The organism is Cobetia sp. PS-4MA (assembly GCF_057670765.1).
This window is the reverse complement of sequence record NZ_CM173107.1, coordinates 3,846,475-3,871,446: the sequence shown is the minus strand read 5'-3', so window position 1 is coordinate 3,871,446 and position 24,972 is coordinate 3,846,475. Positions and strand designations below refer to the sequence as shown.

Here is a 24,972-nt window from a genome sequence, read left to right as displayed (position 1 = left end):
GAGGTCTCGTTCCGGGTGTTTTTCAGGGGGTCCATGGTAGCGCATCGCTTTGCTGGGCGGAGGGAGCGAAAGGCGCGCAAGCGCCTGATTTCTGGTTTTTTTCGTCTAAGAACACGTAGTCACACTACCCAACTGGAGGGGTTGTGTAGTCGCCATCCGCACTGTCTGTCGAGGGCTGGATCGCCGGAGAATGACCGTTCATGCAGGATGAATCGTGTCATCAAGCTGTGACTGACATGGAGCGCGTCGACTACAGGCGACAGCCGGTGACGGTGGAGGGCTTCTCGAGTGTCGCACAGACGAAAACGCCGCCGCTCCCATCGGGAGGCGGCGGCGTCGATCTGCATCCCACTCCGTCATCGACGGGGTGAGTCAGGCGGTGATCAGCCCAGCAGCGTGTTGGCGCGTTCGACCACGTTCTCGACCGTGAAGCCGAAGTGCTTGAACAGGTCGCCAGCCGGCGCGGATTCCCCGAAGGTCTCCATGCCGATGATGTCGCCGTTCAGGCCGACATACTTGAACCAGTAGTCACGATGCCCGGCTTCGATCGCCACGCGCGCGGTGACGGAGGACGGCAGCACGGATTCGCGGTATTCCGCGTCCTGGGCATCGAACAGGTCGGTGGCCGGCATGGACACGACACGCACGGCGCGACCGGCGGCTTCCAGCTCGGCGGCGGCATCCATCGCCAGACCGACTTCGGAGCCGGTGGCGATCAGGATCAGTTCCGGCTGGCCGTTGGCGGCGTCCTTCAGCACGTAACCGCCACGGCTGATGTTGGCCAGCTGGGCCTTGTCGCGGTTCTGGTGCGGCAGGTTCTGACGCGACAGGATCAGCGCGGTCGGGCCGGAGTGACGCTTGATGGCCGCATCCCAGGCGGCTGCGGTCTCCACGGCATCCGCCGGACGCCAGGTGGACAGGTTCGGCGTGGTGCGCAGGCTGGTCAGCTGCTCGATCGGCTGGTGCGTCGGGCCATCTTCGCCCAGACCGATGGAGTCGTGGGTGAAGACGTAGACGGCCTGCTGACCCATCAGGGCGGCCATGCGAACGGCGTTGCGCATGTACTCCATGAATATCAGGAAGGTCGCGCCGTACGGGATGAAGCCGCCGTGCAGACCGGCGCCGTTCATGATCGCGCCCATGCCGAACTCACGCACACCGTAATGCAGGTAGTTGCCGCTGAAGTCTTCGCGGGTGATCGCCTGGGCGCCCTTCCAGAAGGTCAGGTTGGACGGGGCGAGGTCGGCGCTGCCGCCGAGCAGTTCCGGCAGCTGCGGGCCGAGCTGGTTCAGGCACTCGAAGGAGGCCTTGCGCGATGCCGGGCTGTCGCCGGCGGCCTGAGCGTCCTCGATCATCTTCTCGCTGCTCAGGGCGTGCGGCAGCTTGCCTTCCAGACGACGGGTGAACTCGGCGGCCAGTTCCGGGTGCGCGTCGGCGTAACGGGCGAAGCGCGCATCCCAGTCACTCTCGAGCTTGGCGCCGCGCTCGCTGGCATCCCAGCCCTGATAGATGTCTTCCGGGATGTGGAAGGGTGCGTGGGTCCAGCCCAGCTTCTCGCGGGTCGCCGCGACTTCGTCGTCACCCAGCGGAGCGCCGTGGCAGGACTCGGTGCCTTCCTTGTTCGGGGAGCCGAAGCCGATGACGGTCTTGCAGATGATCAGGCTCGGCTTGTCGTCGTGGCTCTTGGCCAGGGCGATGGCGGCGTTGATCTCTTCCGGCTTGTGGCCGTCGACGTTGGCCACGACGTGCCAGCCATAGGCTTCGAAGCGCTTGGCGGTGTCATCGGTGAACCAGCCTTCGACTTCCCCATCGATGGAGATGCCGTTGTCGTCATACAGGGCGATCAGCTTGCCCAGACCCAGGGTGCCGGCCAGCGAGCCGACCTCGTGGGAGATGCCTTCCATCAGGCAGCCATCGCCCAGGAAGCACCAGGTGGTGTGGTCGACGACGGTGTGGCCCGGACGGTTGAACTGCGCCGCCAGTGTCTTCTCGGCGATCGCCATGCCCACGGCATTGGCCAGCCCCTGGCCCAGCGGGCCGGTGGTGGTCTCGATACCCGGCGCATAACCGTATTCCGGGTGACCGGCGGTCTTGGAATGCAGTTGGCGGAAGTTCTGCAGATCTTCAAGGCTCAGCTGGTAGCCCGTGAGGTGCAGCAGGGAGTAGAGCAGCATGGAGCCGTGGCCGTTGGACAGCACGAAGCGGTCACGGTCGGCCCAGTTCGGGTTGGCCGGGTTGTGCTTGAGGTGGTCGTTCCAGAGCACTTCAGCGATGTCGGCCATGCCCATGGGGGCGCCGGGGTGGCCAGACTTGGCCTTCTGAACGGCGTCCATGGAAAGTGCACGGATGGCGTTGGCCAGGTCAAAACGGGAAGGCATGCAATAGCTCCTCGCCTGCGGGGCGTCAAGAGTGTGGCAATGAATCACGGCGTTCTGCCTGTGGTGCGCAGCGCGCCGGAAAGGACAGTGCGTCGCGTGAACCTTGTGCGTACGAAGCTTCGCCCGTACGCGATCTCCGGGCCAGTATTGTCACCGAGATGACGGGGCGCGGCAAATCGCATCCGGGCCCCGCAGCCGTCCATGCGTCTTGCTGACTTATGCCGGTTGGTGTCCTTCTTGTGGCAAAAAGGTCTCGAAACGGCCGTCGTGCAGTCCGCATGGCGCTAGGCACTCACATAAGTGGCGTGTAAACTCGCCCCCCCGAGGCCGGGCCGTCTGTGTCAGTCCTCAACGTGCGCCGCAAGCGTGTTTCTACTCGGTCTCAAGCAGCCATCTGCCGTCAGTGGCCGAATCATCCCCGCATCCGAAAAGAGGGTCGAGGACCAATGAGCGAATACTCACTCTTCACATCCGAGTCCGTGTCCGAAGGGCACCCGGACAAGATTGCCGACCAGATTTCCGATGCCGTGCTCGATGCCATCATCGCGCGCGACAAGCAGGCACGCGTGGCGTGCGAAACGCTCGTCAAGACAGGCGTGGCCATCGTGGCCGGTGAGATCTCCACCAGCGCGTGGGTCGATCTCGAGGAGCTGGTACGTCGTGTCATCACGGACATCGGCTACACCTCTTCCGATGTCGGTTTCGACGGCGAGACCTGTGGTGTCCTGAACCTGATCGGCAAGCAGAGCGTCGATATCGCCCAGGGCGTCGATCGCACCAAGCCGGAAGATCAGGGCGCGGGCGACCAGGGCCTGATGTTCGGCTATGCCACCAACGAGACCGACTCCTTCATGCCGGCGCCGATCCACTACGCTCACCGTCTGGTGGAGCGTCAGGCGGAACTGCGCAAGAACGGCATGCTGCCGTGGCTGCGTCCGGATGCGAAGAGTCAGGTCACCTTCCGCTACGACGAAGCCGGCAAGCCGGTCGCCGTCGAAGCCGTCGTGCTGTCCACCCAGCATGACCCGGAAGTGTCCCAGGAAGACCTGCGCGCGATGGTCAAGCGCGAGATCATCGAGCAGGTCCTGCCGGCCGAGTGGCTGTCCGAGACCACCGAATACCACATCAACCCGACCGGCAACTTCGTCATCGGTGGCCCGGTGGGTGACTGTGGTCTGACGGGCCGCAAGATCATCGTCGACACTTACGGCGGCATGGCCCGTCACGGTGGTGGTGCCTTCTCCGGCAAGGACCCGTCCAAGGTCGATCGCAGCGCCGCCTATGCCGGTCGTTACGTGGCCAAGAACGTCGTCGCCAGCGGTCTGGCCGACAAGTGCGAGATCCAGGTCTCCTACGCCATCGGTGTCGCCGAGCCGACCTCCGTCTCGATCAACACCTTCGGCACCGGCAAGATCAGCGATGCCAAGATCGTCGAGCTGGTGCGCGAGCACTTCGACCTGCGTCCGTATGCCATCACCACCATGCTGGATCTGGCGCACCCGATGTATCAGCTGACCGCTGCCTACGGCCACTTCGGTCGTGAGCCGTTCGAGCACAGCTACAGCTGGACCGACGTGACCGGCGAGAAGAAGACCGAAACCTTCACCGCCTTCCCGTGGGAAAAGACCGACCGTGCCGCTGGCCTCAAGGCTGCTGCCGGCCTGTAAGGTCGTCAGCTCGACAGGCCTGGCAGGGGAGGGGCATCTCGCCCCCACCGGCTCAGTGTCATGACAAGAAAACCCGCTTCGGCGGGTTTTCCTGTCTCTGGTGGAGCGTTAGCGGCGCGAGCCCGTCTGACACGCAGGTCTGACCCTTTGTGGGACAGCAACAGGAGAGAGGCCCAGTGGCTGATCTACGCTATCTCAAGGGCTACGGCCCCGAGATCCAACAGCAGGCGAGTGAACTGCTGGCGTCGGGCAAGACGGCAGCCTTCTTTCTCGCTAGATATCCCGAGCCACATCAGTTGCAGGGGGCCCGTGCGCTGCATGACTACACCATGGCGCTGAAGAATCAGCACCTGCGCAGCTCGGCGCCGATCAGCAAGGTGATCTATGACGACCGGATTCACGTCATCGACAACGCCCTGGGGCTGCACACCTTCGTGTCGCGGGTGCAGGGCAACAAGCTCAAGGCCAAGCACGAGATCCGCATCTCGTCGTTGTTTCGGCGCCTGCCGGAGCCGCTGCTGAACATGATCGTGGTCCATGAGCTGGCGCATCTGCGCGAGAAGGCCCACGACAAGGCGTTCTATCGACTCTGCTGTCACATGCAGCCGGAGTATCATCAACGTGAGTTCGAGCTGCGTCTCTATCTCTGTCACCGTGAACGTCACGGCGATCTCTGGTAGTCACGGCCAGTGCTGGCAGTCACGATCAGCGCTGCTGGCCACGCGAGTGGCTCACCACACCAGCTCGTATGAAAGACGAATGACAAGGACGTCATGCCCTCCAGGGTATCGGCGCCACTGCAAAGGACCGTTTTCGGATGCTCAATCTCGCTGCACTGTTCATTACCATCACTGCCGTGTGCATGTGGTTCAACCATCGGGTCCTGCGCCTGCCCCCGACCATCGGCGTGATGGCCATCGGTCTGGTGCTGTCACTCGGCGTGATCGGACTGGATCACTTCGCGGTGACCACCGTCGTGGCCGACATCGCGGAAGACTGGCTGGGGCGCATCAACTTCAACAGCCTGCTGATGGACGGCATGCTGTCCTTCCTGCTGTTCGCCGGTGCGCTGCACGTGGATCTCTCGCGTCTGAAGGCCTATCGCCGCTCCATCGGCCTGCTGGCCACGCTGGGCGTGCTGGTCTCGACCCTGGTGATCGGCTCCGCCGCCTGGTGGCTGTTCCAGTGGGCCGGCATCGAGGTGCCCTACCTGTATTGCCTGGTGTTCGGCGCGTTGATCTCGCCCACCGACCCGATCGCCGTGCTCGGCATCATGCGCAGCGCCGGAGCGCCTGCCGACATGGAGATCCGCATCGTCGGCGAGTCACTGTTCAATGATGGTGTGGCGGTGGTGCTGTTCACCGCGCTGTTGAGCGCGGCCTCGGCGGGCAGCGGTGAGGTCGAGCTCGGCCACATGGGGCTCCTGTTCCTCGAGGAAGCCGGCGGCGGGATTCTGCTCGGGCTGGCACTGGGGGCGCTGGTCTATCAGCTGATGCGCAGCATCGACCAGTATCAGGTCGAGGTGATGCTGAGCCTGGCGCTGGTGTTGGGCGGCTACGCGCTGGCCTCGGCGCTGCACGTCTCCGGCCCCATCGCGATGGTGGTGGCGGGGCTGATCATCGGCAACATGGCGCGTGATGGCGCCATGTCCGACAACACCCGCCGCTATCTGGACGGTTTCTGGGAGCTGGTCGACGAGATCCTCAACGCGGTGCTGTTCGTGCTGATCGGCCTCGAGCTGGTGCTGATGCCGATCACCCTGACCTCGATCGGCATCGCCCTGGCGCTGGTGGCGGTCATCCTGCTCTCGCGTCTGGCGCTGATCGGCATTCCGCTGAGCATCTTGCGGCGCTGGTATACCTTCCGGGCCGGCACCACGCGCGTGCTCACCTGGGGTGGCCTGCGCGGCGGCATCTCGGTGGCACTGGCCCTGGCGATTCCCGAAGGTGACTTCCGCGAGCCGCTGGTGGTCACCACCTACATCATCGTGCTGTTCTCGATCCTCGTGCAGGGGTTGAGCATCGGCAAGCTGGTGACCGCAGTCGTCGGTGATCGCCGTCATTCGCAGGAGTCGAACGACCAGCATTGAGTCAGGGCCTGCCAAGAGAAACGCCCCCTCACTGACAGCAGTGAGGGGGCGTTTTCGTTGCTGTCGAGAGAGGCAAGCCAAGGGCATCGCAATGGCAGGTCAGAGGGCAGCCAGCCCCCGGGCAAAGACGCCGCTGAGCGGCTTGGCCTCGCCGCCCGGTGCCGCGCGGGTGACGGCGGGCTGGCGCATCAATGTCAGCAGCAGATCCCGTCCCGCCAGCAGCGGGTCGACCACCGGCAGACCGATATCCCGAGCGATGGCGTCGCGCAGCGGGCCCATCGCGGCGCAGCCCAGCACGATGCTGCCGGCACCGCTCGCCCTGGCCTGCTCACAGCTCTCAAGCAGCGCCTGCGGGGGAGTGCGTGCCTCGGACAGCGCCAGTACCGGGACGTCACAGGCCAGCAGCGCCTTGCACAGCGGACGCATCGCATAGCGCTCCAGCAGCTGCTCGGACATCGGCAGCGTGCTGGTCATGCTGGTGACGATGGCAAAGGAGGGTGCCGCCAGCGTGGCCATGTGCATGGCGGCCTGGGCGATGCCGATCACCGGCACGGGGCTCAGTTCGCGGGCGGCCTCAAGGCCGGGGTCACCGAAGCAGGCCAGCAAATAGCCATCGGCGGGGGGCGTGTCCAGCAGGCCTTCCCGGTCCCGGGCGATCAGACTCAGCAGCGCGACCACCGCCATGGCTTCCTCGACGGCCGTCTCGATGCTGGGGGCGCCATGCTCGGCGGTCAGTACCTCGAGTCGGACGTCGTCCGCGAGCTGTCGTTGCAGCGAGTGCGCCATCTGCTGGCTCATCGCCTGGCTGGTGTTGGGATTGATGACCTTGAGACGCAACATGGCGCGTGTCTCCTGTGATGAGGTTCGGCTCGCGGGGATGGGTGAGACGTTCGAGCAGGATGGTCAATACGTGAGCAGCATTCGTGCCAGACGGGCAATCACCGCTTCAGCAACGTTCGTTTCATCGTTGGTGCGCCCTGGTGGTGCATATGGCGAATTCAGGGGGAATCGATGGTGCTTGAGGGGGCAGCGATTTCGGCTTGAGAGGCACTACTGGCAGGAGGTGCAGGCAGAGCAGGGGTTGGGGGAAACGCTGGGAGATTGAAAAGCCGCAACATGTGTTTCATTGGCATGCTTGTTGATAGGGGGATAGGCATGGCGAGGCGTGATGCCTCGTGACCGGCCCACGGACGGAACGTCCACTCGGGCACCAAGCCCCCTCTGGAGACAACAATGACACCCCAGACTCCCCCTGACCTGAGCAACGCCAGCAAGCGGCTCATCAACGACGACCTCGCGCCCTGCGAGCAGAACTGGAACTGGTACAACATCTTCTCGTTCTGGATGTCCGACGTGCACAGTGTCGGTGGCTATGTCTTCGCCGCCAGTCTGTTCACCCTGGGCCTGGCCAGCTGGCAGATTCTGGTCTCGATGCTGGTGGGGATTCTGGTGGTGCAGGTGTTCGCCAATCTGATCTCGCGGCCCAGCCAGCAGACGGGGGTACCGTTTCCGGTGGTCTGCCGCCAGTCCTTCGGCATCTATGGCGCCAATATCCCGGCGATCATCCGCGGGCTGATCGCGGTGGTGTGGTACGGCATCCAGACGTATCTGGCGGCACATGCCTTGATGCTGGTGCTGCTGCGTTACGTGCCGTCGCTGGAGGGGCTGACCGAGGTCCAGTACCTCGGCCTCTCGCAGCTTGGCTGGTACTGCTTCCTGTTCATGTGGGTGCTGCAGGCGCTGGTGTTCTGGTGGGGCATGAACGCGGTGCGCCGTTTCATCGATTTCGCCGGGCCGGCGGTCTATGTGGTGATGTTCGCGCTGGCGGGCTGGATCGTCTGGCAGGCCGGCTGGGACAACATCAGCTTCACGCTGGGCAGCAAGACACTCTCCGGCAGTGATGCCCTGTGGCAGATGGTGATTGCCGCGGCCCTGGTGGCGGGCTACTTCGCGGGTCCGACGCTCAACTTCGGTGACTTCTCGCGTTACTGTGCCACGCCTGGTGACGTGAAGCGCGGTAACTTCTGGGGCCTGCCGGTCAACTTCCTGCTGTTTGCCGTCATCACCGTGGTAGTGGTGTCCGGCACCCAGCCCATCTTCGGCGAGATGCTGCATGACCCGATGGAGACTGTCGCGCGCATCGACAACGGTGTCGCGGCGGCGCTGGGCATCCTGACCCTGGTGCTGGCGACCATCGGCATCAACATCGTGGCCAACTTCGTGTCACCGGCGTTCGATTTCTCCAATGTGGCGCCGTCGCGCATCAGCTGGCGGATGGGCGGCATGCTCGCCGCCGTCGGCTCCATCTTCATCACGCCGTGGAATCTGTTCAACAATCCGGAAATCATCCAGTACACCGTGGGCATTCTCGCTGCGGCCATCGGCCCGGTGTATGGCGTGATCCTGTTCGATCACTACTTGGTCCACAAGGGCGGCATCAACACCCGGGCATTGTTCACCGACAGCGCGCAGGGAGAGTATTTCTTCGAGAAGGGCGTCAATGTCGCGGCGGTCAAGGCGTTGCTGGCCTCCTCGGCGGTGACGCTGGTCATCAGCTTCCTGCCGCTGGGTGACATCACCCACTTCACGCTGTTCATCGGCGGCCTGATGGCGGCAGGGCTGTATGGCATCTTCTCGGGATATTGGCTGGGAGATGCCGCCTCCGCGCGCATCTATGTGCCTGCTGGCTCACGCGGCAAGGTCGTCTGATCGCAGGCGAAAGGCGCGAGTCACGTCGAGACGCTCAGGGCCCGTACCTTCCCGGTATCGGGCCCTGAGTGCATCTCGCCGCCAGGACACGTGGCTGTAGCGTTGGCGGGACGCGAGCCGTCGGGATAGGGGGAGGCTGGCGGCAGGTGTAGCATGAGGCCATGCCCCAGCTTTCCGAGAGGACGTGCCGTGTCGTTCCATGATCACCTCATGCCATGCAGTGAGATGGAGGATGAGGAGTCTCGCCATTATCGGGCGCGACTCAATCATACCTTCGTGCTGTTCGCGATGGCGGGTCTGGCGTGCTTTCTGCTGTTCGATTACTTCCAGGTCCCTGACGCCTGGCCGACTCTGTGGCTCGGGCGCTTTCTGCTTCTCGGTGTCTGTGTGCTGTGTGTGACGCTACTGCGTCGCCAGCCACGTCGGCCCGACGATATCGCATTGCTCGGCGCCGTCTGCGCCAATCTGTATTTCTGCTTCGGCGCGACGATGATCCAGGATGCCATCACGCTATCGCTGTGGAACCTGAGCTTCTCGACCTCCATGCTGATCGCCATGCCGGCGTGGCTGGTGTGGGGCTGGCGGTACCAGCTGGTCAGCAGTCTGCCGTTGATACTGGGCTATCTGCCGCTCTTTCTATGGCTGAGCCCGCTCTCGCTCAAGGACCTTGCCGGCGCGGGAGGTGCCTACATGATCGCGACGATGATCATGGCGCCGGCGCTGGCGCACGCTCGCAGCTCCACCTTCCTGCGTACCGTCAAGCTGCGCCGGGCACTGGAGGTGCGCAACGCCGAGCTCAGCCACATGAATCAGCAGCTGCTCACGCAGCAGCATGAGCTGGAATACCGTGCCAACCATGACCTGCTGACCAGCCTGCCCAACCGCCGTTGTGGTCTCGAGTTTCTCGATAGGACGTTGGCCGCCAGCCTGCGAGAACGCCGGTGTCTATCCATCCTGTTCGTGGATGTCGATCGCTTGAAGTACGTCAACGACACCTTTGGCCATCCCCAGGGGGACCGGCTGATCCAGCTGGTCGCCGCAGGCGCGGCACAGGCCGCGGGAGAGGAAGGGATGGCCTGCCGTCTGGGCGGAGACGAGTTTCTGGTCGTGCTGCCCGGGGCCTGCGACATGGCCAGTCAGCAGGCGGCGAATCAGCTGATGCATCACCTGGAGGCGCAACGTCTCGAGGAGCAGATCGCCTTTCCGGTCGAGGTGAGCATCGGGCGGGTCACGCATGACTCGGTACTGCAGGGCGAGATCAGCGTGCAGGATCTCATCCACATCGCGGATGATCGCATGTACCGCCAGAAGCGCGCCGGCCGGCATGCGGTGGTAAAGGGGAGCAATCAGCAGGCGTGAGCGGCTAGTTGTCATCGCCCGGTCATGGTCCTGTTATGGAGGCGTCATCGCACGCGGTCACTCTGGTCCGGCAATCCGGGGCGTAGCCATGTCTGTCTGCGCTCGCCGATCCCGAGGTGATTGATCAGAGGTAACTGACATGCCCGTGCCGCACTTCGCTCCCCCGTCTTCTCCGGCATCTTCTGCAGAGGCGGCGCCACGGCATGCGTCACTCGGCCAGGTGCGGACATTGTTCATCTCGGACGTGCATCTGGGCACGCCGGACTGTCAGGCGGCGCTGCTCGCGAAGCTGCTGCGGCGCGTGCGCCCTGAGCGTCTGTATCTGGTCGGCGATATCGTGGATCTGCTGGCGATGCGCAAGCGTGCGGTGCTCGACAAGGACCAGCAGGCGCTGGTGGCGCGGGTACTGCGCCTGGCACGCAGTGGCTGCGAGGTCATCTACATTCCCGGCAATCACGATGCCGCCTTCCGTCGTCTGTGCGGTCTGAAGCTACACAACGTCAGCATCGAGCGGCGCGCGATCCACACCACCGGCAGCGGGCGCCGCCTGCTGGTCTCCCACGGCGATGAATTCGATACCCATGTGCGCATCGCGCCGTGGCTGCTCACGCTGGGGGATGGCATGCACGGCTTCATCCTGTCGCTCAATCGCTGGTGCAACCGCGCGCGTGGCATGTTCGGTCTGCCTTACTGGTCGCTGGCCAGCGCGCTCAAGCGCCGCAGTGGCGTCGCCCAGCGCTACGTGGCCCAGTTCGAGGAGGCGGCCATGCGCCAGGCCCGTCTCGAAGGCCTGGATGGCTATGTCGGTGGGCATATCCACCAGGCGGGCTTTCGGGTCGAGGATGGCGTGCTCTACTGCAACGACGGCGACTGGGTAGAGCACTGCACTGCGCTGGCAGAAGATGGCGATGGCGCACTGCATCTGATCGACTGGCAGGGGCAGATTCTCGAAAGCGCCCCGCGTCATGTGATGCCGCGTCAGGCCGTGCCACCCGCCACCGAGGCCGTCACCCCCGAGATGGCCGGGGCCTGAGCCTCACCCCAGCCCGCTGATCGTCAGCATCCATGACAGGTAGAGTGGGATGATCAGCGGGGCCGCCAGGGTAGTCAGCATCACCGCGATCGCGCCCTTGGCCGGCTGGATGTTCAGCTCGATGGCCAGCACGACCACATTGGCGGCCATCGGCACCACCCCCAGCAGCAGCAGGACCTGCGCCAGTACCGGGTCGAGTGCGAACAGGCTGCCCAGCAGCAACACGCTGCCCAGACTCAGCAGCGGCCACATCACGAAACGCAGGGCAGTCGCGGCCAGGATGAAGCGCGGGTCGACCTCGCGCAGGCTGACACCCCCCAGCGTCATGCCGATGATCATCATGCCCAGCACCGTGTAGCTGTACTTGAAGTAGTCGAGCCCCTCCATGACCGCCCCCGGCACCTGAAGCCCCAGCGTGCCGACCAGCAGTGCGGCCATGAAGGCGTAGATCAGCGGCAGCCGCGCGATCTTCACCAGACTTTGCTGCATCGAGAACTGCCCGCGCGCACTGACGTAGAAGCCCAGCGTGAACTCATACAGGGTGATGCCAAGCAGGCAGAACAGGTACTGGGTCACGCCTTCCGGCGGCAGCAACAGCATCGCGACCGGCAGGCCGAAGTAGCCGGTGTTGCCGGTGCCGGAAGAGAAGGCGAGCAAGGCGGCCTCCTGCGGCGGGAAGAACTTCGCGGCCAGTGGACGCACCAGCAGACAGATGAGGCTCGACAGCGTGAACAGGCCCAATGTCAGACCCAGATCGCTCAAGGAGGGCTCGCCCAGCACCAGTCCGCGGAAGAAGGTCAGCGGCGCGATCACGTAGATCAGCAAGGTGGCGATGGGGCGTGGGTCGATGGCCAGCTTGCGGGCGCAAAGTGCGCCGATGGCAACGAAGGTGATCAGCATCCAGAGCGGTTGCTGCAGATCCAGGTGATCCATCACGGTTCCTTGTGAAGTGGGGCGGGGCGTGCGAGCCATCATGCCGTGAGTCATGTGCCGACGTCATCTCGAAAACGGCGCCCGCTCAGACCGCAGGGAGGATGTGGCGCAGCAGGCGAGTCGGGTAAGGCGTTGTGGTTATAAGAAAGCAGATTCTTATATGAATGATATTGATGTTGAGGCGAAAACCTTTCATTGGCCGTGGATCGAGGCGCAGGTCATGATGCATGACATGCACCGTGCGCGCGCTTGTGTCATCAGCGCAGCGCCTCACGGCAGCACGCACACCGCGACGTGTGCGGCACAAGAACATCAATGCCGGACACGACCGACCAGGAGGCCGCCCCATGAGCGTCAGCGAACACCCCTCAGGCATCAGTTTCGAGTTCTTTCCACCGAATACCGAGGTGGGACATGAAAAGCTGATGGGTGTCCGTGACCGCCTGGCCGCGCTGGACCCGGCATTCTTCTCGGTCACCTATGGCGCTGGTGGCTCCACGCGTGAGCGCACCTTCAATACCGTGCAGTCCGTGCGCAGCAGCGGTATCTGCACGGCGCCGCATCTGTCATGTGTCGGCAGCGACCGTGGTGAGCTGCGCGAGATTCTCGGCGAGTATCGCGAGCAGGGCATCAAGCGCCTGGTGGCGCTGCGCGGTGATCTGCCGTCCGGGATGGGCGCGCGCAGTGAACTGCGCCATGCCAATGAGCTGGTGGAGTTCGTGCGTGACGAGACCGGCGATCATTTCGAGATCGCGGTGGCCGCCTACCCGGAGTGTCACCCGCAGGCTGACAACTACCGTATGGATCTGGAGAACTTCGCACGCAAGATGAATGCCGGGGCCGACATCGCCATCACCCAGTACTTCTTCAATGCCGATGCCTACTTCCACTTCGTGGAGCGAGCACGTGATCTGGGCATCCAGCAGCCGATCATCCCGGGCATCATGCCGATCACCAATTACACCAAGCTGGCGCGTTTCTCCGACTCCTGCGGTGCCGAGATTCCGCGCTGGATTCGCAGGCAGCTCGAGAGCTACGCCGATGACAGCGAGAGCCTCCAGGCCTTCGGTACCGAGGTGATCTCGCGGATGAGTCAGCGTCTGCTGGATGGCGGCGCGCCGGGTCTGCATTTCTATACCCTCAACCAGGCCGGGCCGTGTCTCAAGGTGCTGGAAAACCTGGGGATCTCTTCTCGCTGAGGTGTGCTCGCCCGGCGTGCGCGGCAAGTCATTGGCAGAATTGCATTGAATGTGACGTCTCTCGCCCTGAGGTCTGAGGGGTAGCCGCTTGCGACAGCGGCCCGCAAGCCACTCAAGGCGTCGGCAGTGAAGCCGGCCTCAGTGAAGGAGAGATTGGTCATGAATCACGAAACACGGCACACGGCATCCTTTGCGTCATCTACCAGAAAGCCCTTCAAGAGCGCCGCTGCGGTGGCGCTGGGTGCCTGGTTGTTCGGCGGTGTCGCCCAGGCGGCCACCGAGGTGGAAATGCATCGTGTCAGCAGTGACGGGGTCGGCGAGACCGTCGGTAGCATCATGGCCGAGGACACTGCTGATGGTCTGCTGCTGACGCCGAAGATCGAAGGACTCGAAAGCGGCATCCATGGCTTCCACCTGCATGCCAATGCCAGCTGCGAACCCGCCGAGAAGGACGGTGAGGCCGTGGCCGGTGCCGCGGCAGGTGGCCACTTCGACCCAGAGGAGACCGGCACCCACCAGGGCCCGTATGGCGATGGCCACCTGGGCGATCTTCCGGCGCTGAGCGTCGATGCCGATGGCAAGATCTCGCTGCCGGTGTTGGCTCCGCGCCTCAAGGAGAGCGATCTCGGCGGTCATGCGCTGATGATCCACTCCGGCGGTGACAACTACACCGATACGCCCAAGCTGGGTGGTGGCGGCTCGCGCGTTGCCTGCGGCGTGGTCAAATGAAAGCCGTGGGCCAGTCGAGCTGACAGTCCGTCGAGCTGATACGCAAAAGCCCCGCCATCTGGCGGGGCTTTTTCATGCAGCAAGCATGGATGCCACGGGGGCTCACGATATCACATGCGGTCAGTGCCGCTTGCCGGGGTCCAGGATACGCACCGGCTGGACCTCATCACTCGCGGGCTCGTCGCGTGGCGCGTTCACGCGCGTGGACAGCTCCTCGAGGGTGGGCGGTTCCTCGATGGCCTGTTGCTCGAAGAAGTCACAGGACACGCAGTCACGGTAGCGTGTCTCGTTCTGCTCCCAGGTGCGCAGGCGGTCCATTGCTCCGCAGCGTGGGCAGACGGCACCCGCGATGAAGCGCTTGATGGTAGACATGGTGCCTCCAGTCAGGATCTGGTTGTGTCAGGCCGCTCGGCATCGGGCAATGCGAGCGTCAGGCGGACGATGCGCCATATGATACGCCCCCGACCGGCAAAGGTCAGGGGCGCAGGGACAGCGGTGTGTGATCAGGCTTGCGCCGTCATCAAGACCGGGGTCTGGGCGAGGCTCAGGCCGCCTGGGCACCGATGCCGGAGTGACGCAGCAGGGCATCGACCTGCGGGTCACGGCCCCGGAAGGCGCGGAACAGCTCGGCGGCATCACGCGAGCCACCCTTGGCCAGTACCTCTTCCCGGAAGCGCTGACCGGTAGCAGTGTCGAAGACCGCGCTTTCCTCGAAGGCGCTGAAGGCATCCGCCGACAGCACTTCGGCCCACTTGTAGCTGTAGTAACCCGCGGCGTAACCGCCGGCGAAGATGTGGCTGAAGCCATTCTGGAAGCGGTTGAACTCGACCGCCGGGACCACGGCGACCTTGCTGCGTACCTCGTCGAGCAGCGTCTGGACATCGCCGGCGGACGGCGTGTCGAGCTCGTGATGCAGGCGGAAGTCGAACAGCGAGAATTCCAGCTGGCGGACCATGGTCATCGCCGCCTGGAAGTTGCGGGCTGCCTGCAGGCGCTCGAGCATGTCGTCGGGCAGACGCTCGCCGGTGTCCACGTGACGCGCGATCAGATCCAGCCCTTCACGCTCGTAGCAGAAGTTCTCCATGAACTGGCTGGGCAGCTCGACGGCGTCCCACGCCACGCCATTGATGCCGGAGACTTCGGCGACTTCCTGACGGGTCAGCATGTGATGCAGACCGTGACCGAACTCGTGGAACAGCGTAACCACTTCATCGTGGGTCAGCAGCGCCGGGCGGCCACCCACCGGGCGGGTGAAGTTGCAGGTCAGATAGGCGACCGGCAACTGCAGGCTGCCATCCTCGCGGCGACGACGCACGCGGCACTCGTCCATCCAGGCGCCGCCACGCTTGCCTTCGCGGGCATAGAGATCGAGATAGAAGCCGGCGATCGGCGTGTCATTCTCGATCACCTCGTAGTAGCTGACGTCGTCGTGCCACACCGGCACTTCACGCTGCTTGAAGGTGATGCCGTAGAGGCGATTGACCACCTCGAACAGCCCGTCGATGGCCTGCGGCGCCGGGAAGTAGGGGCGCAGCTGTTCCTGATTGATCGCGTAGCGTGATTCGCGCAGCTTCTCGCTGGCGTAGCCGACATCCCACGGTTGCAGGTCATCGATGCCGAGGCTTTCGGTGGCGTAGGCCGCCAGCTCGTTGAACTCTTCACGCGCCTGGGGCACTGCGCGGGTCGCGAGGTCCTCGAGGAAGCTGATGACCTGTGCCGGCGAGTCGGCCATCTTGGTCGCCAGTGACAGTGAGGCGTAATCGTCGAAACCGATCAGCCTGGCCAGTTCCTGACGCAGGGCCAGAATCTCCTCGATCACCGGACCGTTGTCGAAATCACCGGCGTTGGGACCCTTTTCCGAGGCGCGGGTGACGAAGGCGGTGTAGACCTCCTCGCGCAGCTCGCGGTTGTCGGCGTAGCTGAGCACCGGGAAGAAGCTCGGGAAGTCCAGGGTGATGCGATAGCCTTCCAGCCCCTTGGCCTCGGCGTTGGCCTTGAGCGCCGCGAGGCCGCTTTCCGGCACGCCCGCCAGCGCCTCTTCCTCGACATCCTTGTGCCAGGCCTGGGTGGCATCCAGCACATGGTTGGAGAAGGTGTTGGAGAGTTCGGACAGGCGCGCCTGGATCTCGCCATAACGCTGCTTCTTGTCCTGGGGCAGATCGACACCGGCGAGACGGAAATCGCGCAGACTGTTGGTGATCGCCTTCTGCTGGGCTTCATCGAGGCTTGCGAATTCGTCGCTGTCCGCAAGGCGCTGATAGGCCGCAGCCAGATCGCTGTTCTGACCCACCCAGGTGGAGTAGGCCGACAGCTTGGCCAGACAGGCCTGATAGGCCTCGCGCAGCTTGGGGGAATTCATGGTCGAGTTGAGGTGCGAGACCGGTGACCAGGCCTGACTCAGGCGGTCGCCCAGCGCTTCCAGCGGCGCGGCGAAGTTGTCCCAGCGCGTGTCGTCGCGGGTGGCCTCGATCAGGCGCTCGATCTCCTGCTGGTTGTGCTCCAGCAGTTCGCTGATCGCGTCTTCGACATGCTCGGCCTTGAGGGTGTCGAAGGGGGGCAGAGTGTTGCGTTCCAGCAGGGGATTGATCGACATCGTGTACCTCGCGTCATCGGATGGGCGGCAGCGGTGAACGGTAAAGGAAGACTGGCGCATCGGAGGCGCCACGAGAACGGTGTCACCGTCGCCGCGGGGATACCTAGAATGTGAGGCCTTGGCGCGTGTTATTCAATCTATCGACCCGATAGGAGGCGGCCCGGACCTCTCCGCGTGGGACGCCCGAGCCGAGCCCGCATTGGCCCTGAACGACGCGGCTGCTATCTTGCAGCCCCTGATGAGCCTTCATTGACTATCGATTCTTCACCACGAGAGCAGACATGAGCGAAACCACCGAACGCTGGGGCAGTCGCCGCGCCTTCATCCTGGCCGTCACCGGCGCTGCCGTCGGGTTGGGCAACATCTGGCGCTTCCCGTACATGACGGGCGAGAACGGCGGTTCGGCCTTTCTGCTGCTGTACATCGGCTTCGTGCTGCTGCTGGGCCTGCCGGTGATGATGGCCGAGATCATGATCGGTCGCGCCGGTCGGCGCGGGCCGATGCAGGCGCTCGCCCATCTGGCGACCAGCGCTGGCCGTACGCCGAACTGGCGCTGGCTGGGCTTCTTCGGTGCCATCACCATGTTCTTCATCCTGTCGTTCTATTCGGTGGTGTCGGGCTGGTCGATCGAGTATCTGGTCGATTCACTGAAGGGGGACTTCAGCGGCATGAGCCCGCCGGAGATCGGCGCCTCCTTCGGTGCCTTTCTGGAAGACCCGGTCACCATGACCTTCAACCACACCGTCTTCATGCTGATGACCATGAGCGTGGTGGCCGCCGGCATCTCCTCGGGGCTCGAGCGTCTCAACAACCTGATGATGCCGCTGCTCTATGTGCTGCTGCTGGCATTGGCCGGTTACAGCATCAGCACTCCGGGCTTCGGTCCCGCCATCAGCTGGCTGTTCATGCCCAATCCCGACGCCATCACGCTGGACGTGGTGCTCAATGCCATGGGGCATGCCTTCTTCACGCTGGCGGTCGGCGCCTGTGCGCTGATGGCCTATGGCGCCTACATGCCGGAGCGCCAGAGTCTGCCGACGGCCGCGATCGCCGTGGCGGCGCTGGACATCGGGGTGGCATTGCTGGCGGGGATCGCCATCTTCGCGGCGGTGTTCAGTCAGGGACTGGACCCGGCTTCCGGGCCCGGCCTGATGTTCGTCAGCCTGCCCATCGCCTTTGCCAATCTGCCGGGCGGCAGCCTGCTGCTGGCGCTGTTCTTCCTGTTGCTGCTGCTGGCGACCTGGACCAGCTCGATCAACATCGCCGAGCCCATCGTCGAGGTGCTGCAGGGCTGGGGAATAACACGTCGGCGTGCCGCGCTGGCGGTGGGTATCGCGGTCTGGGCGATGGGCCTGTTGTCGGTACTGTCCTTCTCGAGCCTCAAGGAAGTGCACCTGCTGGGCGAGATGAACGCCTTCGATGTGGTGACGACGATTCCGCCGGACTTCTTCCTGCCGATCGGCGGCCTGCTGATCGCCATCTTCGCGGGCTGGATCATGCCGCAGAATCTGGCATTGGCGGGGCTGGGGACGTCGCGTCGTTTCTTCCGTCGCTGGCGTTGGGTGCTGCGCTGGATCTCGATTCCGCTGGTGCTGGTCGTGCTGGGGTGGAGCTTCTTCAAGTAGGCCGCCAAGGGTTACGTGAGCAGGGCGTTTAGTCCTCGGGAGGGGCGGTGCCGCAAGGCGGGGAAATGAGCGTCGTCGAGCAAACCGCAACGCGATTCAGGCTGCCGCGCTATTGGCATCATGATGATGGGAGCAGTAGGCTGGTGGCCTAATTCAGGAGGCAAGGCATGAGCATTCGATCCTTCAAGGGCCTGACGCCGCGGCTGGGCGAACGGGTTTTCATCGACCCCAGCAGTGTCGTACTGGGCGATGTCGCCCTCGGTGATGACAGCTCGGTATGGCCACTGGCCGTGATCCGCGGTGACATGCACCGTATCCGTATCGGCGCGCGTACCAGCGTGCAGGACGGGGCAGTGCTGCACATCACTCACGCCAGCGACTTCAATCCGGGTGGCCATCCGCTGGAAATCGGTGACGACGTCACCATCGGCCACAAGGCCGTGCTGCACGGCTGCACCATCCATGACCGCGTGCTGGTCGGCATGGGAGCCATCGTGATGGACGGTGTGGTGGTGGAGGATGAGGTCATCATCGCGGCGGGCGCACTGGTGCCGCCTGGCAAGCGTCTCGAAGGCGGGCATGTGTATGCGGGCAATCCCGCGCGTGCGCTGCGTCCCATCAAGGACAGCGAGCGTGAGTTCTTCACCTATTCGGCGGTGAACTACGTCAAGCTGAAGGATCAGCATCTGGCTGAGGATTACGCCGGCTGAACCTCCTTCAAGGAGTTCCCCGAGCGCAGCAAAGAGCACTCCCCCGTCGGCCCTGGCTGGCGGGGGAGTGCGCGTTTCGGGGGCTGCATTTCCCGAGCGTTGACGGTGGAGGCAGCATCTGCACTCACAAACCCGGACAAGCCATTGTTTTTCATGAAATGCTTGCGTCATAATCTGGACATATATCCAGTGCCAGCGTGTGGTGACTGGTCCAGTGACATCGTCGAGGGCTCGCGACCCGTATCTCATGGCCAATTTTCGTACCCATATCACCGTGGCAGCCTTTGCCGGCGGTATCGTGGCGGCGGCAGGCTGGCAAGGCGGCCTGTGGTCGCTGGCGGAGGGTGTGCCGCTGGCGAGCCTGACGACCTTCGGTGGCATCCTGCCGGACATCGACTCAGACAACTCGCGCGCCATCCGTATCCTGTTCACGCTGTTTGCGGTGCTGGCGACCATGGCCTGCGTGCTGCTGCTGCAGGACCGCCTGCTGGCGGGGCCGCTGATGATGGCGGGTGGCGCGACCTATCTGGGCGTGCGCTATGTGGCCAGCGCCATCTTCAAGCGTTTCACCGTCCATCGCGGCATCTGGCATTCCCTGCTGGCCTCATTGCTGTGCTCGCTGGGCGTGACGGCCGCCAGTCTGCATCTGCTCGGCCAGAGTGAGGAGCAGGCCTGGTGGCAGGGCGCCGCCCTGTTGTTCGGCGCCATGATCCATCTGTTGCTGGATGAGATGTACAGCGTCGACATGGTCGGAGCGCGTCTCAAGAAGAGTTTCGGCACCGCCTTCAAGCTGTTCGATTACCGCGAGCCGGGCAACTCGCTGGCGATGGTGGCGGTGATCGCCGCGATGACTCCCTGGCTACCGCCGCTGGCGGTGCTGGTGGACATCATGCACCTGCAGGGACCGCTGTCCGTCTTCGGCGCCAGCCTGTCTCGCCTGATGGCCGGTGTCTGACACGACGGCTACCTCTCCCGCAGTCCGCCATGCGCTTCAGCGCCGGTAGGGTTCGGCACTCAGGCCATGCTTCTTGAGCTTGTCGTAAAGTGTCTTGCGCGGCAGTCCCAGTCGTTCGCAGGCCATCACGACCTGTCCGCGGCACGCGGCCAGCGCGTCACGGATGAGCGCGGCCTCGAAGGCCTCCATGCGTGTCGGCAGTGCCTGCCCTTCGGTTGCCTGGCTGACGCTCTCTTCCAGTGACATCTCCGCCTGCAGGCTGCGTTGTTCGGCGGAACCTCCCGGCGGCTGCCCCTCCGCCATGCTGTCGCCGATATTGCCCTCCAGTCCCCCCAGCAGCACATGACGCTCCGCACAGTTTCTCAGCTCACGCACATTGCCCGGCCAGTCATGGTCGAGCAGCGCCTGCAGCGTACGCGAATCCAGCGGCGGAACCTCCAGACTGGTGCGCTCGCTGGCCAGAATGGCGAAGTGTCGAAACAGCTGCAGGATATCCTCGCGATGCTCACGCAGTGGCGGCAGATACAGCGTGACGACGTTCAGGCGGTAGTAGAGGTCTTCACGAAAGTCGCCGGCGCTGGCCGCTTCACGCAGGTCACGCTTGGTGGCCGCGATGACGCGGATATCGATGGGGCGCGGTGTATTGCTGCCCAGTCGCTCGATACTGCGCTCCTGAAGGACACGCAACAGCTTGATCTGCAACGACACCGGCATGGACTCGATCTCATCGAGAAACAGGGTGCCGCCGTCGGCGTGTTCCAGCTTGCCGATCCGGCGCTCGCTGGCGCCGGTAAAGGCCCCCTTTTCGTGGCCGAACAGCTCCGACTCGATCAACGTTTCCGGCATGCCGCCACAATTGAGTGCCACGAAGGGCTTGCTGGCACGGAGACTGCGCTCGTGCAGACAGCGGGCGACACGGTCCTTGCCGGCTCCAGTCTCGCCGTACAGCAGGGTATCGGCATCCACCGCCGCCAGCCGTGAGACCTGGGCATCCAGGCGCTGAATCACCTCGCTGCTGCCGACCAGGCGCGGCCCGGCGCTGTTGCGCTGGGTATCCAGCTGCTCGCGCAGTGAGCGGTTCTCCAGCGCCAGACGTCTGGCGGCCACCGCACGCCGCACCCCGTCCAGCAGCCGCTCACGATCGAAGGGTTTCTCGATGAAGTCCCAGGCGCCGCCCTGCATGGCGGAGACGGCGGTATCGACATCGCCATGCCCTGTCATCACGATCACCGGCAGCTCGTCATCCAGCTCACGGGCAGCGCGCAGCAGGCTCAGACCATCCATGCCCGGCATGCGGATGTCGGTGATCACCACGCCCTCGAAGGGGGCTTCGGTGTTCAGGATCTCAAGCGCTTCCTCGGCACTGGCCAGCGGCCGGGTGAGGTAATCGGCCAGCATCAGGCTCTGGCTCAGGCTGTCGCGTAGATGAGGTTCGTCATCCACGACCAGCACCTGCATGTCAGCATTCGTGACATCACTCATGACGGCTCCTGTGAATTGGCGGCGGCGGATGGGGAAAGGGGCTGTGAGGGCGTGCCCGACGCCGGCAGCGTCAGCCGGAACAGTGCGCCCCCCAGCGGTGAGGGATGCGCCTCGAGGGTGCCGCCGAGATCCGCCACGATACGCGCGCTGATCGACAGTCCCAGTCCCAGTCCCTTGCCATCGGCGCGCTGGGTATAGAAGGGTTCGAAGACCCGCGTCAGCTGGGCTGGCGCAAGTCCCGGGCCGTTGTCATGCACTTCCAGCACCACTTGCGTGCCTTCACTGCCGGCTCGTTCATGCAGGTTCAGCTGGAGGCAGGCTGGCGCTGACGGCCTGTCGGCCAGCGCATCCAGTGCATTGCTGAGCAGATTGACCAGTACCTGCTCGAGGCGTACCGGTTCGGCGCGCACCCTGGGCAGGGCGGTGCTCTGCTCACGCGTGATGTCGACTGCCTGGGCATCACGGCGTGGCTGCAGCAGGCGCAGGGCGTAGTCGAGACTGGTGGCGAGGTCGACCGCTTCCAGGCGGTCACCACTCTTGCGCGAGAACTGGCGCAGCTGGGCGCTGATCTCGCCCATGCGCTGGGTCAGCTCGGTGATCTGGCGCAGGTTGCTCTCGACCTGAGGTGTCTGGGCACGGGCGAGGAAGGCGCTGGCATTCTCGGCATAGGCGCGGATGGCGGCCAGCGGCTGGTTGAGCTCGTGGTTGATGCCGGCGGCCAGCTCGCCAAGCACTGCCAGCTTGGCGAGCTGGATCAGTTCATCGCGGGTCGCGCGCAGCTCACGCTCGGCGCGGGTGCGTTCCTCGACTTCCGCGCTCAGGCGCGCATTGCTGGCAGCGAGGTCACGGGTGCGCTCGACCACGCGTTGCTCGAAGGCATCGCGTGCCTGGGCGAGAGCCTCGGCCTGGGCGCGCCGCTCGCTGACATCGAAGACCGTCACCAGCCAGCGCGGGCCATTGGGGCTCGGTAGCGGGGCGCAGGACAGCTCCAGCGGCACGGCCACTCCGCTGCGCAGGCCATGCACTTCCAGCGGCCCGATCGGGCGGGGGCGGGTCAGGTGGTCCAGCAGCGCACGCTCGGCCGGCAGGAACAGTTCGCGCAGGTCACGCCCTTCGCGTGCGCTGGGCTGCCGGGGGCTGTCGTCCCGTGAGGCATCGGCGCTCAAGGGCGAACCGAACAGCGCCACGGCGGTAGGATTGAGGTACACCAGGTGAGCACGTTCATCGAGGATACACAGCCCCGCCTGAGTGCGGTCGATGATGCCCCGCACCCGTTGCTGACTGGCGGCGAGCGACTGTCGTTCACGTTCGGCGAACAGACGCCGCTCGCGCAGGATGCGCAGCCGTTGCCAGCCCAGCCCCGCCAGCAGGCACAGCAGTACGTAGCCACCGGCGGCCAGTCCGGCGGCTTGCCAGATGCTGCCGCGCAGCGGGGCCAGTGGCTTGAGCACATGCAGGCGCCAGCCGATGTCCGGCAGCGGGCGTGACAGGCTCAACCAGGCGTGCTGCCAGAGATCGCCCGGCGTCAGTTGCAGCAGCTCGACCGTGGTGACGGCGTCGAGACGCAAGGGCGGCTCGGGCGTCGACAGATCGGACAAGGCTTCACGGTGATAGAGCCGCAGGGGGCGCAGGCGTTGATTGGCATAGCGCTGGGTGTCGAGCAGCCGGTTGCGGGTCTCGTCACTGAGGGGGTCCAGCGTGCGCAGTACCCGGTCGGGCTGACTGGCGATGAAGATCACGCCGTGCGGGTCGGTGACCATGATGTCGGCATTCTGATCCAGCCATGCCGCTTCCAGCGCGGCGATCTGCACCTTGGCCACCACCACGCCGCGCCGCCCGCGGGGACTCACCACGCTGGCGCTGAAGAAGTAGCCACGCTCGCCGGAACTGGTCCCCAGCCCGTAGAAGCGTGCTTCGCCGCCGTCGATGGCGTCCTTCCAATAGGGGCGGAAGCGATAGTTCTGGCCGATGAAGGTGGATGCCGAGCGCCAGTTGCTGGCGGCGATGGTGGTGCCGACGTCGTTGACCAGGTAGAGGTCGGACACCTTCGCGAGCGCGCGCATGCGATCCAGCCGTTGATTGAGTGCCATCTCGGCGCTGGGGTCATCGGGGGCATCAAGGAAAGCGCGCAGCTGATCGTTCTCGGCGACCAGCCGTGGCAGGTAGGCATGCTGACTCAGTTGACCACGCAGGCTGGCGGCGGTCAGGCGCAACTCGTTGTCTGCTTCATGGGTCAGGCGCTCGAGTGACTGGCTGCGCGCGACGGCCACCGCCTGCCAGACGCACAGCATCAGGCCGATCGGTAGCACGATCGCCAGCAGCAGACGCCAGTGGTGAGGCAGACGCGTGTCCTTCATCGGCAGGCCTTCCTGGGCAAGGGCTCAAGGGGAAGGGGGGGAGCGGCCACCCTCACTGATCCATCAGCGTTGCACCCTCAGCGCTCCGGCATGGCCTGGGCACGGCGCAGGGCACGCTGTGCACGGGTTTCGGCGCGCTCCAGCTCCAGCAGTGAATCCTCGACGAACACCAGGTGCTCGTGGGCCGCGTTGCGGGCGTCTTCGGCGCGTCCTTCCATGATCGCCTCGAACAGGGTGCGGTGCTGCTGGATCAGGCGCGGACGCGATTCGGGCTTCTCGAACAGGTGGCGCAGGTTGGCCACGATGCTCTTCTCCAGCAACTGGAACAGGCTGCGCATCGAGTGCAGCAGCACCACGTTGTGTGCGGCCTCGGCGATGGCGAGGTGGAAGGCGGCATCCGCGCCGGCTTCCAGTTCCGGATCACGTCCCTCGAAACTCTTCTCCAGCGTCTCGAAGCATTGACGCAGCATCTCCTTGTCGGCCGGGGTGGAGCGCATGGCAGCGTAATAGGCGCTGATGCCTTCCAGGGCGTCGCGAAACTCCAGCAGGTCGAGATTGAACTCGGAATGCCGACCCAGCAGCGCGCTGAGCGGGTCGGACCAGGCGCGCGCCAACTCTTCGGATACGTAGGTGCCGCCACCCTGACGTGAGGTCAAAAGCCCGCGCGCCGCCAGCTTCTGGATGGCTTCCCGCACGGACGGTCGCGAGACCTCGAACTGCTCGGCGAGGGTGCGCTCCGGAGGAAGCCGCTCACCGGGCTTCAGACTGCCCTCGAGAATCATGCTCTCGAGGCGCTCGGTGAGCACATCGGCGATACGGGGTTGGCGGACGGGGGCGTAACGCATGGAAGTGTCCTTGCGGCAGGAGTGAAAGGTGGCGCCGAGTGCTGCAGGCCGGTGTGCGGCATGCAGAAGAGGCGCGACCGAGGATCAGTGTGGCGTGTGGCGACTTCGCGCTATAGCCGACATTGGTCTTACCAATATGTATGACAACCACGCCTCGCGTGGCTGATTGGGATCGCCAACAATTGGTAATACCAATTTTAAAGGGCGATGGTGCTTTGACCAATGTCTAGATATCAGGCAGCTCATGATGTTTGACCGCCATGAGGGCGACGCCTAGATTATGCCGAGGTGCAGCAAGGTAAATTGGTA

Annotated in this window: 19 protein-coding genes; 11 read left to right on the top strand and 8 right to left on the bottom strand. The window is 64.4% G+C overall.

The features are described from left to right. Window positions 1–383: 383 nt before the first annotated feature. Complete coding sequence (gene tkt, locus AC26AR_RS16325) at window positions 384–2,378, bottom strand: transketolase (protein WP_077379937.1); 1,995 nt, start codon at window positions 2,376–2,378, stop codon at window positions 384–386. Window positions 2,379–2,824: 446 nt separating this feature from the next. Between tkt and metK the strand changes: the two genes are divergently transcribed. The 3 genes from metK (at window position 2,825) to AC26AR_RS16310 (ending at window position 6,134) form a co-directional block, all read left to right on the top strand. Then, window positions 2,825–4,045, top strand: a complete 1,221-nt coding sequence (gene metK, locus AC26AR_RS16320; RefSeq protein ID WP_077379939.1) for a methionine adenosyltransferase — start codon at window positions 2,825–2,827, stop codon at window positions 4,043–4,045. A 176-nt stretch (window positions 4,046–4,221) separates the two neighbouring features. After that, a complete protein-coding gene (locus AC26AR_RS16315; protein ID WP_279875466.1) occupies window positions 4,222–4,725 on the top strand; it encodes a M48 metallopeptidase family protein in 504 nt (167 codons plus the stop codon). 137 nt (window positions 4,726–4,862) lie between these two features. Beyond that, window positions 4,863–6,134 (top strand): cation:proton antiporter, encoded by a 1,272-nt coding sequence (locus AC26AR_RS16310; protein WP_191236389.1) that lies wholly within the window; start codon window positions 4,863–4,865, stop codon window positions 6,132–6,134. A 99-nt stretch (window positions 6,135–6,233) separates the two neighbouring features. On the opposite strand, the gene AC26AR_RS16305 is transcribed toward AC26AR_RS16310, so the two are convergent. Further along, window positions 6,234–6,974, bottom strand: a complete 741-nt coding sequence (locus AC26AR_RS16305; RefSeq protein ID WP_271302778.1) for an aspartate/glutamate racemase family protein — start codon at window positions 6,972–6,974, stop codon at window positions 6,234–6,236. 393 nt (window positions 6,975–7,367) lie between these two features. Here AC26AR_RS16305 and AC26AR_RS16300 point away from each other — a divergent pair, with 393 nt between their 5' ends. From AC26AR_RS16300 to AC26AR_RS16290, 3 genes are all read left to right on the top strand, one after another. Further along, window positions 7,368–8,843, top strand: coding sequence for an NCS1 family nucleobase:cation symporter-1 (locus AC26AR_RS16300; protein WP_488107332.1), 1,476 nt, complete (start codon window positions 7,368–7,370; stop codon window positions 8,841–8,843). Window positions 8,844–9,053: 210 nt separating this feature from the next. Continuing rightward, window positions 9,054–10,202, top strand: a complete 1,149-nt coding sequence (locus tag AC26AR_RS16295) for a GGDEF domain-containing protein (protein ID WP_167592949.1) — start codon at window positions 9,054–9,056, stop codon at window positions 10,200–10,202. 139 nt (window positions 10,203–10,341) lie between these two features. After that, window positions 10,342–11,235 carry a UDP-2,3-diacylglucosamine diphosphatase gene (locus tag AC26AR_RS16290; RefSeq protein ID WP_176493856.1) on the top strand — a complete coding sequence of 298 codons (894 nt, stop codon included), beginning with the start codon at window positions 10,342–10,344 and terminating at the stop codon, window positions 11,233–11,235. Window positions 11,236–11,238: 3 nt separating this feature from the next. Here AC26AR_RS16290 and AC26AR_RS16285 read toward each other — a convergent pair whose 3' ends face one another. Then, the gene (locus tag AC26AR_RS16285) at window positions 11,239–12,168 is read right to left on the bottom strand and encodes an AEC family transporter (RefSeq protein WP_488107331.1); all 930 of its coding nucleotides are present in this window, start codon (window positions 12,166–12,168) and stop codon (window positions 11,239–11,241) included. 347 nt (window positions 12,169–12,515) lie between these two features. Here AC26AR_RS16285 and metF point away from each other — a divergent pair, with 347 nt between their 5' ends. Together metF and sodC are read left to right on the top strand one after the other, a co-directional pair. After that, complete coding sequence (metF, locus tag AC26AR_RS16280; protein ID WP_303565954.1) at window positions 12,516–13,367, top strand: methylenetetrahydrofolate reductase [NAD(P)H]; 852 nt, start codon at window positions 12,516–12,518, stop codon at window positions 13,365–13,367. A gap of 159 nt (window positions 13,368–13,526) precedes the next feature. Next, window positions 13,527–14,096: a superoxide dismutase [Cu-Zn] SodC gene (gene sodC / locus AC26AR_RS16275; RefSeq protein WP_404983315.1), complete on the top strand. Its 570-nt coding sequence runs from the start codon at window positions 13,527–13,529 to the stop codon at window positions 14,094–14,096. A gap of 120 nt (window positions 14,097–14,216) precedes the next feature. Here the strand turns inward: sodC and AC26AR_RS16270 are convergent, their stop codons facing one another. Then, window positions 14,217–14,468 carry a YheV family putative zinc ribbon protein gene (locus tag AC26AR_RS16270; RefSeq protein ID WP_077379959.1) on the bottom strand — a complete coding sequence of 84 codons (252 nt, stop codon included), beginning with the start codon at window positions 14,466–14,468 and terminating at the stop codon, window positions 14,217–14,219. 172 nt (window positions 14,469–14,640) lie between these two features. After that, the gene (gene prlC / locus AC26AR_RS16265) at window positions 14,641–16,689 is read right to left on the bottom strand and encodes an oligopeptidase A (RefSeq protein ID WP_479399156.1); all 2,049 of its coding nucleotides are present in this window, start codon (window positions 16,687–16,689) and stop codon (window positions 14,641–14,643) included. 281 nt (window positions 16,690–16,970) lie between these two features. Between prlC and AC26AR_RS16260 the strand changes: the two genes are divergently transcribed. The 3 genes from AC26AR_RS16260 to AC26AR_RS16250 all read left to right on the top strand — a co-directional run bounded on the left by AC26AR_RS16260 (window position 16,971) and on the right by AC26AR_RS16250 (window position 19,979). Beyond that, complete coding sequence (locus AC26AR_RS16260; RefSeq protein WP_488107330.1) at window positions 16,971–18,314, top strand: sodium-dependent transporter; 1,344 nt, start codon at window positions 16,971–16,973, stop codon at window positions 18,312–18,314. A 167-nt stretch (window positions 18,315–18,481) separates the two neighbouring features. After that, window positions 18,482–19,024, top strand: a complete 543-nt coding sequence (locus tag AC26AR_RS16255; protein ID WP_077379965.1) for a gamma carbonic anhydrase family protein — start codon at window positions 18,482–18,484, stop codon at window positions 19,022–19,024. A 247-nt stretch (window positions 19,025–19,271) separates the two neighbouring features. Beyond that, window positions 19,272–19,979 carry a metal-dependent hydrolase gene (locus AC26AR_RS16250; protein WP_077379967.1) on the top strand — a complete coding sequence of 236 codons (708 nt, stop codon included), beginning with the start codon at window positions 19,272–19,274 and terminating at the stop codon, window positions 19,977–19,979. Between the two features lie 36 nt (window positions 19,980–20,015). On the opposite strand, the gene AC26AR_RS16245 is transcribed toward AC26AR_RS16250, so the two are convergent. From AC26AR_RS16245 to AC26AR_RS16235, 3 genes are all read right to left on the bottom strand, one after another. Then, on the bottom strand, window positions 20,016–21,461 hold the full coding sequence (locus AC26AR_RS16245) for a sigma-54-dependent transcriptional regulator (RefSeq protein ID WP_488107329.1): 1,446 nt from the start codon (window positions 21,459–21,461) through the stop codon (window positions 20,016–20,018). Continuing rightward, entirely contained in the window at window positions 21,458–23,818 is a 2,361-nt protein-coding gene (locus AC26AR_RS16240) for an ATP-binding protein (protein WP_488107328.1), read from the bottom strand. The genes AC26AR_RS16245 and AC26AR_RS16240 overlap by 4 nt, the downstream gene beginning before the upstream one ends. A 77-nt stretch (window positions 23,819–23,895) precedes the next feature. Beyond that, a complete protein-coding gene (locus AC26AR_RS16235; RefSeq protein WP_077379971.1) occupies window positions 23,896–24,663 on the bottom strand; it encodes an FCD domain-containing protein in 768 nt (255 codons plus the stop codon). Between the last annotated feature and the right edge of the window lie 309 nt (window positions 24,664–24,972).

Excerpts from the sequence above, each read along its gene's own strand:
- AC26AR_RS16290 (WP_176493856.1), top strand. The coding sequence starts at position 10,342 with ATGCCCGTGCCGCACTTCGCTCCCCCGTCTTCTCCGGCATCTTCTGCA.
- sodC (WP_404983315.1), top strand. The coding sequence starts at position 13,527 with ATGAATCACGAAACACGGCACACGGCATCCTTTGCGTCATCTACCAGA.
- AC26AR_RS16295 (WP_167592949.1), top strand. The coding sequence starts at position 9,054 with ATGCCATGCAGTGAGATGGAGGATGAGGAGTCTCGCCATTATCGGGCG.
- AC26AR_RS16260 (WP_488107330.1), top strand. The coding sequence starts at position 16,971 with ATGAGCGAAACCACCGAACGCTGGGGCAGTCGCCGCGCCTTCATCCTG.
- AC26AR_RS16270 (WP_077379959.1), bottom strand. The coding sequence starts at position 14,468 with ATGTCTACCATCAAGCGCTTCATCGCGGGTGCCGTCTGCCCACGCTGC.
- prlC (WP_479399156.1), bottom strand. The coding sequence starts at position 16,689 with ATGTCGATCAATCCCCTGCTGGAACGCAACACTCTGCCCCCCTTCGAC.
- AC26AR_RS16250 (WP_077379967.1), top strand. The coding sequence starts at position 19,272 with ATGGCCAATTTTCGTACCCATATCACCGTGGCAGCCTTTGCCGGCGGT.
- AC26AR_RS16240 (WP_488107328.1), bottom strand. The coding sequence starts at position 23,818 with ATGAAGGACACGCGTCTGCCTCACCACTGGCGTCTGCTGCTGGCGATC.
- metF (WP_303565954.1), top strand. The coding sequence starts at position 12,516 with ATGAGCGTCAGCGAACACCCCTCAGGCATCAGTTTCGAGTTCTTTCCA.
- AC26AR_RS16255 (WP_077379965.1), top strand. The coding sequence starts at position 18,482 with ATGAGCATTCGATCCTTCAAGGGCCTGACGCCGCGGCTGGGCGAACGG.
- AC26AR_RS16245 (WP_488107329.1), bottom strand. The coding sequence starts at position 21,461 with ATGAGTGATGTCACGAATGCTGACATGCAGGTGCTGGTCGTGGATGAC.
- AC26AR_RS16235 (WP_077379971.1), bottom strand. The coding sequence starts at position 24,663 with ATGCGTTACGCCCCCGTCCGCCAACCCCGTATCGCCGATGTGCTCACC.
- tkt (WP_077379937.1), bottom strand. The coding sequence starts at position 2,378 with ATGCCTTCCCGTTTTGACCTGGCCAACGCCATCCGTGCACTTTCCATG.
- AC26AR_RS16305 (WP_271302778.1), bottom strand. The coding sequence starts at position 6,974 with ATGTTGCGTCTCAAGGTCATCAATCCCAACACCAGCCAGGCGATGAGC.
- AC26AR_RS16285 (WP_488107331.1), bottom strand. The coding sequence starts at position 12,168 with ATGGATCACCTGGATCTGCAGCAACCGCTCTGGATGCTGATCACCTTC.
- AC26AR_RS16310 (WP_191236389.1), top strand. The coding sequence starts at position 4,863 with ATGCTCAATCTCGCTGCACTGTTCATTACCATCACTGCCGTGTGCATG.
- AC26AR_RS16300 (WP_488107332.1), top strand. The coding sequence starts at position 7,368 with ATGACACCCCAGACTCCCCCTGACCTGAGCAACGCCAGCAAGCGGCTC.
- metK (WP_077379939.1), top strand. The coding sequence starts at position 2,825 with ATGAGCGAATACTCACTCTTCACATCCGAGTCCGTGTCCGAAGGGCAC.